Source organism: Cytophagaceae bacterium, from assembly GCA_016722655.1.
Lineage (GTDB): Bacteria > Bacteroidota > Bacteroidia > Cytophagales > Spirosomataceae > Leadbetterella.
On the sequence record JADKIR010000004.1, the window covers coordinates 2,161,625 to 2,178,713 of the forward strand.

General features: G+C 33.3%; 12 protein-coding genes. 5 read left to right on the forward strand and 7 right to left on the reverse strand.

What is annotated here, in order from left to right:
* Positions 1-258: 258 nt before the first annotated feature.
* Positions 259-1,650 (forward strand): dihydrolipoyl dehydrogenase, encoded by a 1,392-nt coding sequence (lpdA, locus tag IPP61_09915; protein MBL0325480.1) that lies wholly within the window; start codon positions 259-261, stop codon positions 1,648-1,650.
* A gap of 61 nt (positions 1,651-1,711) precedes the next feature.
* Here lpdA and IPP61_09920 read toward each other — a convergent pair whose 3' ends face one another.
* From IPP61_09920 to IPP61_09940, 5 genes are all read right to left on the reverse strand, one after another.
* Positions 1,712-4,549, reverse strand: a complete 2,838-nt coding sequence (locus IPP61_09920) for a hypothetical protein (GenBank protein MBL0325481.1) — start codon at positions 4,547-4,549, stop codon at positions 1,712-1,714.
* Positions 4,550-4,562: 13 nt separating this feature from the next.
* Positions 4,563-5,321 carry a hypothetical protein gene (locus IPP61_09925; GenBank protein ID MBL0325482.1) on the reverse strand — a complete coding sequence of 253 codons (759 nt, stop codon included), beginning with the start codon at positions 5,319-5,321 and terminating at the stop codon, positions 4,563-4,565.
* Between the two features lie 392 nt (positions 5,322-5,713).
* A complete protein-coding gene (locus IPP61_09930) occupies positions 5,714-6,673 on the reverse strand; it encodes a GNAT family N-acetyltransferase (protein ID MBL0325483.1) in 960 nt (319 codons plus the stop codon).
* Between the two features lie 12 nt (positions 6,674-6,685).
* Complete coding sequence (locus IPP61_09935) at positions 6,686-7,504, reverse strand: 1-acyl-sn-glycerol-3-phosphate acyltransferase (protein MBL0325484.1); 819 nt, start codon at positions 7,502-7,504, stop codon at positions 6,686-6,688.
* Positions 7,505-7,950: 446 nt separating this feature from the next.
* Complete coding sequence (locus IPP61_09940; GenBank protein MBL0325485.1) at positions 7,951-8,394, reverse strand: peptidylprolyl isomerase; 444 nt, start codon at positions 8,392-8,394, stop codon at positions 7,951-7,953.
* A gap of 386 nt (positions 8,395-8,780) precedes the next feature.
* Here IPP61_09940 and IPP61_09945 point away from each other — a divergent pair, with 386 nt between their 5' ends.
* Entirely contained in the window at positions 8,781-9,014 is a 234-nt protein-coding gene (locus tag IPP61_09945; GenBank protein ID MBL0325486.1) for a hypothetical protein, read from the forward strand.
* Between the two features lie 711 nt (positions 9,015-9,725).
* The gene (locus IPP61_09950; protein ID MBL0325487.1) at positions 9,726-10,541 is read left to right on the forward strand and encodes a hypothetical protein; all 816 of its coding nucleotides are present in this window, start codon (positions 9,726-9,728) and stop codon (positions 10,539-10,541) included.
* 118 nt (positions 10,542-10,659) lie between these two features.
* On the opposite strand, the gene IPP61_09955 is transcribed toward IPP61_09950, so the two are convergent.
* Positions 10,660-10,851 (reverse strand): hypothetical protein, encoded by a 192-nt coding sequence (locus tag IPP61_09955; protein ID MBL0325488.1) that lies wholly within the window; start codon positions 10,849-10,851, stop codon positions 10,660-10,662.
* Positions 10,852-11,444: 593 nt separating this feature from the next.
* Between IPP61_09955 and IPP61_09960 the strand changes: the two genes are divergently transcribed.
* Together IPP61_09960 and IPP61_09965 are read left to right on the forward strand one after the other, a co-directional pair.
* Positions 11,445-11,735 (forward strand): hypothetical protein, encoded by a 291-nt coding sequence (locus IPP61_09960; GenBank protein ID MBL0325489.1) that lies wholly within the window; start codon positions 11,445-11,447, stop codon positions 11,733-11,735.
* A complete protein-coding gene (locus IPP61_09965; protein ID MBL0325490.1) occupies positions 11,736-12,041 on the forward strand; it encodes a hypothetical protein in 306 nt (101 codons plus the stop codon).
* A gap of 770 nt (positions 12,042-12,811) precedes the next feature.
* Here the strand turns inward: IPP61_09965 and IPP61_09970 are convergent.
* A complete protein-coding gene (locus tag IPP61_09970; GenBank protein ID MBL0325491.1) occupies positions 12,812-16,768 on the reverse strand; it encodes a T9SS type A sorting domain-containing protein in 3,957 nt (1,318 codons plus the stop codon).
* Positions 16,769-17,089 lie beyond the last annotated feature (321 nt).

Genomic DNA, 17,089 nt, shown 5'->3' on the forward strand with positions numbered 1-17,089 from the left:
ACAGGAAAGATTATTGAAAGATTTTATTCCAATCTTCTAGGTTTAGTAAATAAATAGGTTCTTGATTTATCAATATTTTAGAAGATACTTTTCCCTGTATATTTCGGATATTCAGGGAAAAGCCATAATTCACTTGTACTTTCCCGCCTAAAAATTTTACTTTTTGCTTATAAAAGATCCAAAAATATCAGTCACAATATTGCTTTCGATTTTATTCACTAAATTTGCAGCCAAATTATTCAAAAAATCAAATTTCTTATGGCACAGTATGATGTGGTAATTCTCGGAAGTGGCCCAGGTGGCTATGTAACGGCTATCAGAGCCTCGCAGCTTGGTTTGAAAGTAGCCGTGATAGAGAAAGAAAATCTAGGCGGGATCTGCCTCAACTGGGGGTGTATTCCTACCAAAGCTCTGCTTAAGTCAGCACAAGTGTTTCAATATATTCAACATGCCAAAGACTACGGTATCACTGTAGGTGAGGCCTCTGCCGATTTCTCAGCAGTTATCGCCCGCTCAAGAGGTGTAGCTGATGGTATGAGCAAAGGCGTTCAGTTTTTGATGAAGAAAAACAAAATCGACATCATCGACGGCTACGGAAAAGTAATTCCCGGTAAAAAAGTGGAAGTAACCGCCAAAGACGGCAGCAAAAGCACCGTTGAAGGAAAAAATATAATTATTGCAACCGGAGCAAGGGCTCGCCAGCTACCCAATGTGCCAATCGATGGCGAAAAAGTGATTGATTACCGCAAAGCGATGAGTCTTGCTACACAGCCCAAAAGCATGGTTGTGATTGGTTCGGGAGCCATCGGAGTGGAGTTTGCTTATGTATATGCCAGTATGGGTACCAAAGTGACCATTGTGGAATTTATGCCTAACATCGTACCGGTTGAAGATGAGGATATCTCCAAAGAACTGGCTAAACATTATAAAAAACTTGGTGTAGAGGTCCATGTAAACTCTAGTGTTGAGAAGGTTGATATTTCAGGAAAAGGATGTGTGAGTACTGTAAAAACTCCATCGGGTGAGATTACCATTGAGTCTGATGTAGTACTTTCTGCAGCCGGAATCACCGCCAATATCGAGAACATTGGTTTGGAAGATGTGGGTATCGCTACTGACAGAGGCAAGATTTTGGTGGACAAATATTACCAAACCAACGTACCAGGTTATTTCGCCATTGGTGACGTAGTACCCGGCCAGGCTTTGGCTCACGTGGCTTCAGCTGAGGGGATTATCTGTGTAGAGAAAATAGCAGGACATCATCCTCAGCCATTAAACTACAACAATATCCCGGGTTGTACTTATTGCACGCCTGAAATTGCTTCAGTAGGTTATACCGAAAAAGCAGCCAAAGAGGCCGGATACGAAATCAAAGTGGGTAAGTTTCCGTTTACGGCATCGGGTAAAGCCAAAGCTGCCGGAGCTCCTGAGGGTTTTGTGAAAGTGATTTTTGATGCCAAATATGGCGAATGGCTGGGCTGCCACATGATCGGTACCAACGTAACCGAGATGATTGCCGAGGCTGTAGTAGCCCGTAACCTCGAAACGACCGGTATGGAAATCGTGAAGTCGGTACACCCACACCCAACCATGTCAGAAGCCATTATGGAAGCCGCCGCTGCTGCTTATGGTGAGGTAATACATTTGTAAGAGAGTAATTATTTATAAGAAAAAACCCCGAAAGTGAAGGCTTTCGGGTTTTTTTATGCGTTTATTTTCCAACTTTTAATATTCTCACTGTAGAATGTTTTTTCCATTGATAGGTATCAAAGTATAATGTCAGGTAATAAATCCCGGGAGGATAACTAAGAATCTCTGCTTTAATAATATCTGTAATATTTTGTCTTGGCGACTTTTCTAAAAACAAATAGGCTGAGGAAAAGTAAGTTTTTTCGTATTGGTCAATAATATCGCCGGCATGTTGAAAATACATCTCTTGTCCTGCCTCGTTAAATATGGCGATATGGTATATCCCGGGTACATTTTGATATTTTATGTCAAAGTCATTGATGACAGGATTGGGGTAAACGATTACTTTCCCAAAGTCCGTTGGTTCTTCGGGGTTGGAAACCATTGGTTCATCTTTTATTTCTACCCATTCATAATCAAAAGGTTTTGATGAATTCAATTCATACAACTGAGGAGGCTGATTTTGATAACTTCCGAAAACAAAAATGCGATTATCCTTAACCTGTGAATCATAGATTTTGGTAAACCCTTCGGTTAAATGAGACGGACCGTCTTTGTCGATTAATATTTGGTTATATGGGTAATTATCACCAATAATCCTAAGCCTTTCATCCAGCAATTCAAGCCTTTTTACATCAAATAGTAATGTTGATTTTAGATAGAAAAACTTTTTACTTTCAATATCAAACTTTATTAAAAACCTGGGAGTATTCGAATTATCCGAGGTGATAGGAATTAGGCTTTTTACATAAGCCGGAAAGTACAAAGATGAACCCAATTCAATAATTGAAGAAGGATTGAAAATTTGCGAAGGTACATTTGCTATAGACTGATTAGGTTTTAGATTGGTGTAAATTTCACCATTCGAAATATTATTACTAACAAATACATATAAATTTTTATTTGCAAAATTGATTTCATAATTCCAATAATCATTTGAGAAACCAGGAATTATTGAAATTTCTTTTCCATCATATTTCCAGTACCTGCCTTTAACTTGAATAATATAAAGTGTATTGTTATATATTTGATATCCTTGGATTTGTTCTTCGAAAATTTTTAAATCTGTGAAATTTTCACCATCCACTAAAGCCAAATGGTACTTTTCATTTTGCTTATAATTTACAAGTAATTTATTCCTGAAAACCAAACGGGAGGTATTGTTTATACCTTCCTTAATTAGGATTAATTTCTGATCTTTTAAATAATATAATCCTCCGAAAGAATATACATACAAAACACTATCGGTGTGTATAAAACTTAAATATCCAGTGGAAACTTCTTTTAAATAAATAAAAAAACTATTCTGGGTTTTTAAATCAAAAAATTTAACCGAATCGCTTTGATAATTGATGTAATAAGGTGTATTAGTTTTCGCTAAATAACATGTATAAAATTTAGTTGAATATTTATATTGTGTCGGGATATTATAAACAGTGTCATTCAAAAAAACATTTGCTCCCATCTCATAATTTCCAGGAATAAATTGTTGAGATAAAGGATTATCTACAAAATTTTCATATAAATTAAAGCTGCCTTTTGAAGAATTATATACAAAGTTTTTCTGTCCGATTTTAAACAAAATAGATTCCTGAGTAAAAAAGGATTTTGCTTTTGATGGAAGTGAAGAAAAAGGTTGAGTTTTCGTAGTTTGAAAAGTTAATTGATTTAGATTAAAGTCATTTGTTTCATAAATCAACATTTTATTATCCAAAAACCTGGCAATCTTGTGAGATGTTATTTTAAAATTCAATCTATCATAAATTATTAATCTTTTTTCTCCAAATGTACTTTGGAATAAAAACAAGTAATGATTATCCTTGCTTCCCAAGTATTTTATTCCAGAAATAAATGATTTGATTCCTGATCCACCTGAATAAATAGTCAATTTAATGTTAAGTATTGTTGAATCACTCTTTCTTAAATCAACCAGTTTAATGTATTGATCTACGCATCCTGCATAGAGAACATTTTTGCAAAAACTATTCACTTTCAACGAATCCCCCTCCCAATTTTTAACAATTTCCGACAGCTTTGAGCTGGGTTCCGAAATCTTTGTGTATTTAGGCCCTTCAACATGGTAGCTCCAACCTCCTACATAACCCGCAGAGCCTACAATCAGACTATCATTTCTAATATTAATTACTATTGTCAGGCCACTCGTAATACTCTTATTTGTAATTTTACTATTCTTTTTTTCAATTACCCAAAAATTGTAGTTGTTATAAGCGTACAAATAACTCTTATATAATAGCAATTCAATTTGAGTATGATCATTCTGCCAAACCTTATTCAAATCAACTTTTGCGTCATTATACAGGAAACTGGTCAGGTTAATAAGAGCCAGATTTTTACCATCAAAGGCAAATGATTTTATCAAAGGCATTTCAGCCAAAGTTTTTATATTTCCTTCAATATCAGCACTATAAAGTTTGTTCTCATCGGTAAAAAGAATATTTCCTTCAACAACCTTAAAAATAGGCTTATAACTTACCTGACCAGAAATTTGAAAGAAAAAACTCGGTTTGAAGATATCTCCTCCCCCCACATGGTAGTTGCCGTAAGGATCCTTTACAACGAGGAAGCCCTGACCTTTTTTAGTTTTTTCAAAAAAAACAAACTCTTTGGCAATCAAAGCGTCAGCTATTTTTACAGGCTCAAAACTTGTCTGTCCTTCAGCAATTATATAAGCTCCTGAATAATTGTTAAGAAATACGGCATCCTCATTCTCAGGAAAACTATAGGAATTATTAAAACTTGTAATTGTATCGACAGGGTACACAAAATGGCTCAATTGCTTTTGTGAAAAACCATTTTTTTGGAAAAATATAACAGCAAAAAACAAATATAAGTATTTCATTATCAATGGGATTTTATTTTCTTTTGATTAAATAGCTGTATCTGATGCATGGACTGAATTCATTTTTACTATAAAAAATATTTATTCGGTTGTATTGAATTAAAATACCCGGGGATAGTTTACTCCTTTTAAATAACACATCAACAAAAAAGGAATTAGAATTAGGAAAATAAATAGGAGAATAATATGGGTAATCGTAAAACTTTGACCTTGGAGGAAAAATACCCCAATAGCTCAGATAAATTCTTTTTCGTAGTTTATAACTCAGGAATAAGTTAAAAGAATTTACCTTGACTTGGTCCAGAACTTTATTTTTCCCCAAGTTGGCAAAGACAGTACCACCAATTAAGAATTTATCCCTGGAATATTGGATTCCGATATTCATAGAAGAAGCCCATTGCTCTTTTTTCCAATCGTAACCCAAATGCCCGCTAATACCTGCTGTCAAACTTTTAGGAGATGGATTGGTAAGGGTAAAGCCCACAAATTGTGTTTTGAATATAGCACCATCAATCACCCCTTCGGCATTTAATTCAAGATTATCTCTTAAACCATAGGCAAGATTTAAATGTCCCGTTGAGTTTGCGGTAAAATCAGCAGCCAATTGATTTTTCTTTAAAGTAACGGGATTGGTTACTATTCCAAAAAAATCGAAGTCTCCTGTGGAAATAATATTGGACATTCTAATGGAAAACGGCTCATTGTTTTCATAGATTTTCTGACTAAATGCCGGATCGCCAAGAAAAATAAAAAATAAGCAAATGTATCTCATAGAAACAGGGTTGACCGTGGAAAGTTTTATCTTTATTCTTGATTATTAATTTCGAAAATTAGTTGTAATAAAAACTAAAATTAACTGTAAAATTTAGTAATTCAATATGTTTTAAATTAAACAAGTTCGGTCTCAATACAATCGAATTAAATCTATTTTATTATCGAAAATAAGATTGAATTGCGTGTGTATAAAACAAATAGTTTTCTAATTTTAGATAATCTGATAACTTCCTCAAAGGTGAGAAAGCTTTTGTCTATCAAAATCTGATATACTTTGGTTTTGTTAATGCTTAATTATTTGAATTATGGTTTTATTTTATGTGGGAAAATAATATTCCCCGGCAAATATTATGCTCTTATAAGTTTAATATTAAAAAAAAGCAGAGTTTCTTACTCTGCTTGTCTTCTTTTACCGTAATGTCTGTCTCTTTCAAATGAAGTAATATGCCGGTCCTTTTTACTTTGGAATATATCGTCAATAGTAATCAAAATGCCAGTCTCTTCTACCTCTCCAAATTCATCATTGAGAGCCGTCCCAAATGATTTCATGGTTGAGGACAATCCCATATATGTGTTAATGAGCGGAGGAATGTTTTCGCCCAGAGCCCTTACTCTGGAATTCAGAATTTTGTATCCATCTTTGTAAGTAAGACCTTCAAATATTCCATCTAAAGCTGAAACATCTCCAAAATAACCCAGGGGCTTTATGGGCCACACCAGTTTTTCGGTGTCTGGGAAATAATGATTCATAAAATACAGCAAAAGATCCCGGGCTTCTTTATTATAATGCGGATACATGGTTACTTTTCCAAACAAGTATTTGATGTCAGGATTCAAAACCACGATTGCCCCCAAACCATCCCAGAGGTTATCCAATGAAAAAAGACCTTTGCGGTTATCTTTACCCGGTTGAAATTTGGGCTGCACAAATGATCTGCCTAATTCAATGGTAAGGGGCAGGTATTCGTTTTTAAATTTTTCAGAGAAATGAAAATAGTGAGAAGTAGATAAATTATGCACTCCGTGAGCATTTAAACTCACATCGCCACCTCTGATTAGCCTGTAACCGGCCACTATTTCTTCTTCTTCAGGATCCCAGGTTATAAGCTGGTCATAAGCATCATCGCAAGTGTCATTTTCATCAATATCTACGGCCAGACCGGTACCACCGCCCGCCGCTCTGAAGGTAAGCTCACGCAAACGTCCTATTTCCTGAATGGTATTGGGCTGTCTGTGGTGATTTACCAGGTGAACTTCAATATTACCATAATTTGTATATCTCAGAAACGTGGTTTCATTTATCTCCTTTTTAAGCACGTCTCTTTCTATCGGTTCTAATATTTTCTGCATAAATATTTTTTATTATGCCATGGCATAAACAATCTCTTTTACTTTTTCGGCCCACTCTTGTTCCGTCCTCGAACTATCAAAATGAGTATAGGGAATTGGTTTTCCTATTACAATGGTTACTTTTTTTCCTCTTTGTGCAAACATCTCATCTGCCAGATAAAACATTTCAATGTTGGCTCCGATTCCTATGTTTTTACGAAATCTCGCTAAATTATAAAAAAAGTCTGAATTTCGCCCTTCTATGAAAACAGGAATAATATCTTTTTTGTGTTTTTTGGCTTTGGATATAAAACTTTTCTTCCACTCCAGATCTTTTATAACTCCGTTTTTACGTTTTCGTGAAACAAGACCTGCCGGAAAAACCAGCATTGCCTGGTCACTGGCATAGGTTTCGTCTATCGCACGCATTGCTTCTCTTGCCTGACCTCCGTGTTTATTGATAGGAATAAATAGCGGCCAAAGGTTTTTTATGTTCATCAGGATATCATTCACCAGAAACTTTAGGTCTTTACGGTACTTACCAAGGGCATGCATAAATGCCACTCCGTCTAATCCTCCTAATGGATGATTTGAAGCAAAAACAATACCACCGGTAAGAGGAATGTTTTCAGCTCCTTTCAGTTCTACATTTACTTTTAATTCCTGTGTGATTAGGGCATCAACAAAGTCCAGGCCTTCAAGATGACCTATGTTTTTCATCACAGCGTTGATGTCATCTTCATGTACTATCCGCTCAATATATCTTAATAAAAACCCCGGCATCCATTTTAAAAGCTTAGGGTTTTTACGGCCAATTACATCACGTATAATAATAAATTTTTGGTCTTCCATAAAGTCAAACTAATTCACTTTATTGTTATTTTTAGAGAAAAATGAGTCATGAATTTTACAACGAGTGCATGATTTTAAAAATGAAACAAAATTTACAAATATTATTTTTTCGAATTTTTTCGTAAAAACTAAATTATTTTAGAGATTACGATTTCTAAAATTGATAAATGTTAGTTCTCAAAGAATACTTTTTTAAGAGAATTAGAATTTGTTTTTTTGAATATCTGCACTATTACAGAAATTTTCTTTGGGTCCCATTGTTTCATTCACAAAATTAAGAATGTTTTTATTAAGCTTTGTTGTGGTACATAGGATTATTTCAAAAAGCCGATTATAAATTTTTTGAAATATAAAAGTTTACCCCAATCGTTTTTAATAAAATATTTTAGAACATAAAAAAAGCTATCCCAAAAAAAGAGATAGCTTGGTTGAAAAAATCTAAATAATCAGGCAACCTCCTCAATCACCGTAATCTTTTGAATCTTATCACCCTGACGGAGTTGGTCGATTACATCCTGCCCTTCAATAACTTTTCCGAAACAAGTATGGTTGCGGTCCAGATGTTGTGTGCCCTGGCGGTTGTGGCAGATAAAAAACTGAGAACCACCTGTATTCCTTCCTCTGTGGGCCATAGAAAGTACGCCCCTGTCGTGATACTGCAATTCGCCGGTCAGCTCACAAGGAATAGTATAACCGGGACCACCTCCACCTGTACCATCAGGATCTCCACCCTGCACCACAAAATTTGGAATAACCCTGTGGAAAGTAAGCCCATCATAAAACCCTTTATTGGATAGATCAATAAAATTTTGAACTGCAATAGGGGCGTCGGTATCATAAAACTCAATCAACATCGTACCCTTATCGGTTATCATTTCTGCTTTTCTCATGTATTAATATTAATTTTTTGCAAAAATAATATTCCTGACGGGTAATTCAGTAAATAAATTTTGTCCTTAACACTTATGCTATAACTATGGAATAAATTCAAAGTATATGGAAATTGTGATAGTGGGCTATGTGGATATTTCTTTTGCAATTGAAAAATGGTAAAATACCTTCACAAATGCATTAATGTTTGTTGACTCCACATTTTCGGTAACAAATACAGGCAATTATTATGCAAAATTTCAATCAACAGGATGTCCAAATGATTCAATTTCAGCTCATTTTGAAGTTTTTATTGGCAATAATTATATAACAAAGCCTTTGAAAGTATCAAATATTGAAATATGTCCCTTACTTTCAACAAGGTATGAAGTAGAGGATATAAACAATGTTTTTGGATTGTATTATTGGTACTAGGAAGGAAATAAAAATTTACGATTGGTGGAATGTTTTAATAAAAACACATAAGGTTTCAGATGTTAATAATGTATTATCATCTAAAAAGTCTTTGGAAATAAGTTTAAAAGAAAGTAGTTTGGCAACTGGTGTATATTTATATAAAATTTATTTCAACAAAGATGGTTTAAAGGAAAAAACGGGGGTTTTTGAAATAGTAAGATAAAAACTTTAAAAAATGTTTAAACCGAAAAATTATAGGAATTCAAATAATACAAAAAAGCCCCTATTTCTAAGTAATTTTTGGCGGGACGGTGATACGGCAACCCGGCGGGGCTTATCCGCGATTTATTTTCAAAATTTACAAATGAATATAAACAAAAAAAGCCCTCGTTTCTGAGATCTTTTTGGCGGGACTGTGATACGGCAACCCGGCGGGGCTCAATCGCGATTTATTTTCAAAATTTACATATGAATATAAACAAAAAAAGCCCTCATTTCTGAGAGCTTTTTGGCGGGACGGTGGTACGGCAACCCGGCGGGGCTCATCCGCGATTTATTTTCTAAATTTACAATTGAATATAAACAAAAAAAGCCCTCATTTCTGAGAGCTTTTTGGCGGTCCGGACGGGACTCGAACCATTTCAGTAACTTATTGATTTTTAATGTCTTGTAAACCCTTTAAATCTGAGGTCACCTAATAGGTATCTAAAAAAAACTTTCACTTTTTCAAATATTTTTAGGCCTAACAAAAATAACTAAATCAATTCAAAAGAAATATAAAATGATAAATAATTAAGATTTAAGTAATTCAAAACAACACAAAGTAGCATAAAAGACAAATCGTAAAATATTGAATATCAAATAGTTATATTTTTTTATTCCAATTTTTGATACTATATTTACATATAATTTTAAACTAAAACAATATAGTATCATGGCAAGGCAATCAGGTCACGTTAAATATGTCGGAACTATCGGTGATATACGACATTTCAAAATTAAAGGAAATTCAGGCTATTTTGCAGGTCTTAAAGGTGGACCAACTGGCGATCAAGTTCTCACAGCACCCGAGTTCGCAAGGACTAGAGAAAATATGTCAGAATTTACAGCTTGTGCAATGGCAGGGAAGTCCATTAGAGTGGGTTTTTCTGCATTAATGAAACAAATGTCTGACCCGCAACTTACAGGCCGTCTTACGGGAATCATGAAAAAGATTAACCTTGAAGATGGATCAGAAGCAAGAGGGCAGCGGGCCATTCTTATTTCACAACAATCTCAATATCTAACAGGGCTAGATTTTAACAAAAATAAGTCTCTGGTAAGGATTCTTTCAGCTCCCTTTACACTTACTCCCGAAACGGATAGAAGTGGCTCAAATTTAGCTTTTGCAGACTTTATTCCTGCTAATATGGTTAATGCACCTGCCGGTACTACTCATTTCAGGCTTATTAATGCTCTGGCAATCGTTTCGGACTTTGCCTATAATCAACAATCTGGAAATTATGAATCAGTAGACCCCGCTAACAATGAAAAAGGTGCAATTACCTACAGTGATTATTTGGATATCAAACAACCTACAGGAAATATTTCTTTGGATACTAATATCCCTGGACTTGTTGGTATAAGTGATTCCTCAACCGTTTTAAATGCCATTGGTATTGAGTTTTACCAAAAAGTTAATAATGAGTATTATTTACTAAATAGTGGCCATTCGCTTCAATTGGTAGCTGCATATAATTCAACATTGTAAGTATTAAATATATTTGGATAGACTCCTTCGTTTCGAGGGGGTCTATTTTTTTTATACTATATCTATCCTTTATAGTGGACTCATCTATCAAATATCTGTTAAAATGAATGCACTGCCCCTAAAAGGGCAATGCTGAAAGGAAACGCTGACCTGTAGAATGGACCCAAAGGTAAGAGCCACCCGGTAACCTGAAAACCCTGACGCCACGCCGGGGAGACTGGATAAAGAAAGCCCTGGAAACAAAACGCTGGAATGCATAGGGTGAAAGCGGTAAAAACTCTGAAGCTGAAGATGATGAAAACTGTGACATAAGTAAAAAATTTATATGCCTCTCAGAGTTTGGCGGATAAAAAAATACAAAAGGAAACGGAATAAATGATGGCCTTGTGCGGCTGGGTGTGTTTATGCCGTAGTCTTTTTTATTTTTTTTGTGCTGGCTTGTGCGTTTGGCCGCCAAACTAACTTAGCATATGAATTTTTTACGCACAGGATTTATCATTTTCAGATTTTTGGAGGATAAGGTTGAAGTCGGGATTTGGAGGCCTCTGGCGGTTGATATGAGCAAATGATTGGCTTTTTGAAACAAAACCAACCTTTTAATATTTTTTTTCGAAAACAGAAAAGAAAAAAAAGACATGCTCCTCAAAAAGTGGCAAAATGGGGCTGTCAAGGTTTTTGAGAAAAAAATACTACCACGGATTGGCGTAGTGGAGATTTTTTTATCAAAACCCGTAGGGCTTGACCTTTACTGCACTATTTTGACGCTTTACCTTTGCTATTTCTTTTTTTGAGAATAATTATTCCTCCAACAAAAGTCGATACTTACTTTTTTAGCAATTATCAAGTTGCTTAAATTATTGGCAAGGGATGCGAAATAAACAAGACTAATTTCGGGCTATGAAAATGAAGGATTTATCATTGATATGGATGGAAGGGAATAACTATGCCATATTGAGCTTACCATTTATTACTTATTCCATTCAGCCGAATTGGAATAACAAGATCAACCAGAATAATTCTGAAAAGCCATTTATTGCGAGTTTTAAAAGCTCAATATCAATTTTTCAATCTTTTGATTGTGAGTACAAAACGACAAGCGAAGCTAAAAAAGGCTGTGAAATTCATCTAAAAAAGCTGCTTGAATTTTTATTCCAGAGACTTGATACAATTGTCGATTTCGGTGTGAAAGAATAAATGGATAAAGTATTAATTAAACTAAAAAGTGCTATTGAGGAAAAACTTGTGCATCGAAAAATAACGGTTGAAGTTTTTTCAAAAAACAATAAACGAAATCCGGCTTTAAGTGAGATCAAGGTAATAGGACAAACTAAAGAAGGCTATAAGGCAGACTGTAGAATCGTTTTTTATTCCGACACGATGGAAGCAAAGTTTGCTGAAGGCAATACTGATGTGTGTGAATGGATTATGAAACATTTTCTTCAAAAGCCACATTATGATGTTTATAATTTTCTTCTTTCAACCAGTGGCAGATATCCATAAATTTAAAATCGAAACAGGTACAATGCAATGGGGGCAAGGTAGACCCAGACTATAAGGAAAGCATACCTATAAAAAAGGTGTGGCTGGAAAAAGCATGTGTGGCTCATGGATTTATTCCGGGATGTGCGGAAGGGTGGGAGAGCCAAATCCATGAGCTACTGATGCTGTGCGATGGCTTAGGATAGTGAAATGAATGGAACGGAATGGCTGACGTGGGCTTGATTCCTGTTATTGCTAAATATTATGACGTGCAATGAATGAACTTTCCTAAGACACATGGATGGAAAGAATTTATGCTTTACTTATAGGCTGCACCGCTAAAAGGGTGGTGGGGAATTGTGGCCTACTCTTTACGTAGCAAGGTTTTGTGCGTTGGCCGTGCGGCTACTTAACATAATAGAATTATATAAACAGGGGCTCGACCCTGGAGCGATAGCGGAACCTACGGCTGGTTATATAATACTCTATTATGTTTAAGTAGCTTTGGGTTGTTTTTTCTGGCATATCTTCTTGGCAGAATATAACTATTTAAGCAGAATGTCTTTTTGCTGTGCGGCTGGAATAGCTCTTTGTTTTTCTGAGGAACGAAGAAAACAATGTGCTATGTGTGCGGCTGGGGGCAAAAAGTATGCAAGAAAAAACAACGATGGGCTGGGGAGGGGTAGGAAAGACATAAGCGACATAAAAGCTTAATCTACCATTTTTTTAAATAATAAACTAATAGGTTAATATTAGATATTTGATTTAATTAGTCTCTTGTCTTTAAAAGTTTATTTTTTTACAATTCTAAAAGATTTAGAGAATTTATCATTTGAAAAGTTGAGATAATAGACTCCTGGAGATAAATTTTCAATAATGACATTCTTTGAAAAGGAAGATTCGTCTTTAATAATAAAATGTTTTAAAATATTTCCATTCGAGCTAACTAAAAACAAATTTCCATTGATATTATCTTTAGAAGTCAATTCAACGAAAATAAAATCATTAGATGGATTTGGAAATACGAAAAATTCAATGTTAAAATTATCTAGTTCAGCCCCTAAAACTACATCAATATAAATATTACTGCTATATGTTTTACAGCCATTGTTGTTAATAACTGCTTGATAAAAACCAGGCTTATCAACAATAATTTTATTCGAATTTTCACCAAGAATAACGTCCCCATCTTTTTCCCATTCAATTTGATATTGTGGATTTGTAGATATTTGTAATGTATCGGGGGTATTTAAAAGTATAAATCCAATACTTTTTTTAATAAATGGCAAGGGAGGGTAATCAAAATGAGTAATATTAAATTCATTACTTATTGAACTACAATTAAGGGCGTCGATTACATTTAATTTATAAGTTCCTGCTGAATTAACTGTTAAAGTAGAATTATTTGAATTTTCAAAAATTATAGAATCTTTATACCAAAGAAATTTAAATGGTTTTGTGCCTTTTTCAACTACAGCTGATAAATTGTTAAAATTATTCCCGCATATTGTGTTATTGCCAATAATTTTGGAAATAGGAGCATTTGATAAGTAGACACTTATTGAGTCTTCTGAGTTTATAGTTGGGGAAGAACTAAAGATTGAAAGAGAATATTTTCCGTTTAATATAGCTGCCCCAATTTTCATAACCCAGGATCCATTCGGCTTTTTTTCAATTGGGAACAAAAGAGTTTTATCGTCTAATTTTAATTTGACATAAAAGCGATTTTCCATATTGAAATTTCCTTCTATTTTTGGTGATAACACGAGCTCATCTTTTAAACAAACACTATTTGGCAAGGCATTACCTAATTTTATACTTGGCAATATGCCAATTTGAATTAATGATTCAGGGCCAAAACAACCATTAGAAATGCAACTTGCAGAAAAAGAAGTACTACTATTTATTGTAAAATCAAATAAATTGCTCCCAAAAATATTTTTTTGCCCACTTTCCAATTCGCTTTTCCATTTCCAGGATACATTCTCGCAACCTTCAGCCTTTAATAAAATATTTTGTCCAATTTCTACTAAATTTGATTTAGTAGAAATATTGGGTTGAGTAATTAAAAAACATTTATCAATTTTCAGAAGTGTTGAAAGATTTATATTAAACCATAAGTTGTCTTGCTCATCAATTTTTAAAAATGAATAAAAAGGCAGGTTATTTAACAATAAGGACCATGAATTCTTAGAGAATTTATGAACCCTTTCGAAATTATTTGAAGATAAATCTAGCACAAAAATATCATCATTCTTGTTTATTTCAAATCCTTTAATTGTTTGGCTTAAGGGAGAATTTAAATTGTTAAAAAATGACCAGCTTATACCATCAAACTTCCCTAAACCTTTCCCTGATACTACTGCCCAATAATTACCTTTTGAATCAATTTTAAAATTTGAAATTGATATACCAGGACTTGTAGAAGGTGAGATTATTGTTTTAAAACTGTTACTATTAAAATCATATTCTATTAATCCAGTAATTGAGCTTTCTGGGATAGGAAATGAAAACCATACAATCTTACCTTTCGAATATAAAATATTGGATTTAATGGGAATATTGGTAACGGGTAAGAGATTACCATTTGTGATTTTATAGATTTTATTTCCATCATTAAGTAGATTATTGTTAGGTTCAATATCTTTAATAGTATAGGCCGGAAAGTCAGGAAAAAATTCTTCAGAGGATATTAAACTTAGAGAGCCAGGCTCATATTTTCTAAGTGTATAAACAGGTTTAGGGAAAATTCCTGAGTATTGATAAATTTTTGCCAATTCAACAATTTTACAAATATTCCCATAATCATCAACTCGTAAAAAATTAAAGAATTGAGTAGAGCCAAAATCTCCATTAGAATTTTGGCGATTAATTTTTTTCAATGAAAGGTTTTGTGTATTTAAATTAATGAGGCTATTTTCTGAAATAAAATAAAGCAATCCTTTACTTAAAACTAGTTCTTTTATGTTTACACCAAGTTCTTTAAAATTGTCTTGATGAATCAAAGTATTAAATGTTTTATCTTCAGAGCTAGTAGTTTTAAAAGAAAATGAATAGGATGCAATTATACCATTCGGTAAATTTTTGTTTGGAAATAGCAAAGAATTTATAAAGTCAACTTTAAGAAAATAGGAAGTATTGCTTTTCAAACTATCTATTAAAAAAGAAGTAGCTCCATTTATTGTAATATCTAAATTTCTTTTTGATACTAAAACGATTGGGGCTGAAAAATCGATATTTTCTGAAATTGTGAGCCGAATCTCTTCCTTGGAATATTTTGATGTAAACAAAAGGAAGTTTGTTGGGGCGTTATTGGTATCAAAGAAAGATACCTTAATCGGTGAATTTCTAAATTTTGGTATAATTTTTTTGATTTCAGACCAATCACTTATGCTTTTATCCCCTATGGATCGAGCTCTCCAAATCAAGACTTCGTCGTTAAAGCGATTTAAGCTCTGAGAATTAATTTCTATTGGTTTGTCGTTATTGTAAGAAAATGTGAGAGCATTTAAAAATTCTGATTCTTGATAGCTAGTAATTTGAATTTCGTAACTAGAAACTCCTTCAATATAGCCTAATTCAAATCGAATACTCTTTGAAATATCAATTCCTTTCGCACCATCCAGGGGTTTGAAAACTTTTGGAACTTGCAAATATGTATTGGAGTTTTTCAAGAGCAAAATATTAGACCAACTAGATTCTCCCAGATAATTTATCGACTTTACTCTAATATAATATTCCTGGTTTCTTTGTGTAGCATTAAGATTTATATAATTAATTAGGGTTGTATCTTTATCAAGGATATTCTGAAAATTCTTGTCAGAAGATATTTCATAAATGTAATTTTGAGCAAGTGTACTTGAGCTGAAGAGGAATTTGTTTTTATTATTTGTTACTTCATTTGGAAGAAATATTTTTTCCGGGATTGATGTAATTTTTTTTAAAACTTTTAATGTGTAATTGTTTATTACTGATTTGCATAATGGATGAAATGTAAAAATATTGCCTTTTGGACAATAACTCATTACGGTTCCTTGTTTAACCTCTAAAGCATTTTCATAACAATTCCCCTCCATCTGATAACAATAATCTAGCGGACCACCAGGCCAATTACAATTTTGAGTATGAACGGAGCCAAAATTATGGCCAAGTTCATGAACTAATGTGCCTATGTCACCCAATGGTGAAACGCACTCTTTACTGCCAATACCACTTGCAAGACCACCTGCTCCTTCAAGAGTCTTAGTTGGTAAATAAACCAGGATATCAAAACCTCTAATATTATAATCACGATTTGGATATATACTATTTAATTTAGACAAAGAAATAAAAATATTTGAAACTCCGTGAAAAGGATCAAGGCTTTCATCTTTCCAAATATTAATTGAAGCGGCATGAAGCTTAATATTTAGTTCTTTTTCAGTAATCTCATTTGCATTATTAACCATTTTGAGAACAGCCAAAGTTATAGCAAGCGTGTCATTGCCAAACTCTTTGTAAGTATGAGAATCTATTTCAATACCTAAATTACAGAGTAAAAGGTCATCTGCTTTCAATTTTCCTTTACTTTCTGTAGTACCTTTTGAAGAAATAATCATTAATTGCTTAATGTCATCAGAAATAATGCTATCGTCTATACCACAATTAATGGATTGAGAGAAACCATTTGAATAGGAAGAAAAAAGAACTGCAATCACTACAAATTTTAGGCCTATGTAAAGATTGTGGAGTTTTATTATTTTTTTCATTTAGTTAATTATAAAAATTTGGGAAATATTATTAAGAGATTCAAAAGTTTAAACTAAAGATTATTTAGTTAAAATTATGTTGTTTTTTTATAATTACATTGAATTTTAAACAAATTCATTTAAATAATGGGATGTAACTTATTAATTATGTTTTATAAAACTGCTTTTTATAAATAAATCATGATTTAATAGATTTAAATATTTAAAATATGTGGTACCGTTTAATAAAATTTTAATTTAACAATAAAAAACAATTCAATTTTTTTTCAAAAAATAACTATTTTTTGAAATTTTGTAATAATTTAGCACGTCATTTGATTA

What these genes read in the sequence shown, in the direction of transcription:
- lpdA (MBL0325480.1), top strand. Translation starts at nt 259, where the DNA reads ATGGCACAGTATGATGTGGTAATTCTCGGAAGTGGCCCAGGTGGCTAT.
- IPP61_09920 (MBL0325481.1), bottom strand. Translation starts at nt 4,549, where the DNA reads ATGAAATACTTATATTTGTTTTTTGCTGTTATATTTTTCCAAAAAAAT.
- IPP61_09925 (MBL0325482.1), bottom strand. Translation starts at nt 5,321, where the DNA reads ATGAGATACATTTGCTTATTTTTTATTTTTCTTGGCGATCCGGCATTT.
- IPP61_09930 (MBL0325483.1), bottom strand. Translation starts at nt 6,673, where the DNA reads ATGCAGAAAATATTAGAACCGATAGAAAGAGACGTGCTTAAAAAGGAG.
- IPP61_09935 (MBL0325484.1), bottom strand. Translation starts at nt 7,504, where the DNA reads ATGGAAGACCAAAAATTTATTATTATACGTGATGTAATTGGCCGTAAA.
- IPP61_09940 (MBL0325485.1), bottom strand. Translation starts at nt 8,394, where the DNA reads ATGAGAAAAGCAGAAATGATAACCGATAAGGGTACGATGTTGATTGAG.
- IPP61_09945 (MBL0325486.1), top strand. Translation starts at nt 8,781, where the DNA reads ATGTTTTTGGATTGTATTATTGGTACTAGGAAGGAAATAAAAATTTAC.
- IPP61_09950 (MBL0325487.1), top strand. Translation starts at nt 9,726, where the DNA reads ATGGCAAGGCAATCAGGTCACGTTAAATATGTCGGAACTATCGGTGAT.
- IPP61_09955 (MBL0325488.1), bottom strand. Translation starts at nt 10,851, where the DNA reads ATGTCACAGTTTTCATCATCTTCAGCTTCAGAGTTTTTACCGCTTTCA.
- IPP61_09960 (MBL0325489.1), top strand. Translation starts at nt 11,445, where the DNA reads ATGAAGGATTTATCATTGATATGGATGGAAGGGAATAACTATGCCATA.
- IPP61_09965 (MBL0325490.1), top strand. Translation starts at nt 11,736, where the DNA reads ATGGATAAAGTATTAATTAAACTAAAAAGTGCTATTGAGGAAAAACTT.
- IPP61_09970 (MBL0325491.1), bottom strand. Translation starts at nt 16,768, where the DNA reads ATGAAAAAAATAATAAAACTCCACAATCTTTACATAGGCCTAAAATTT.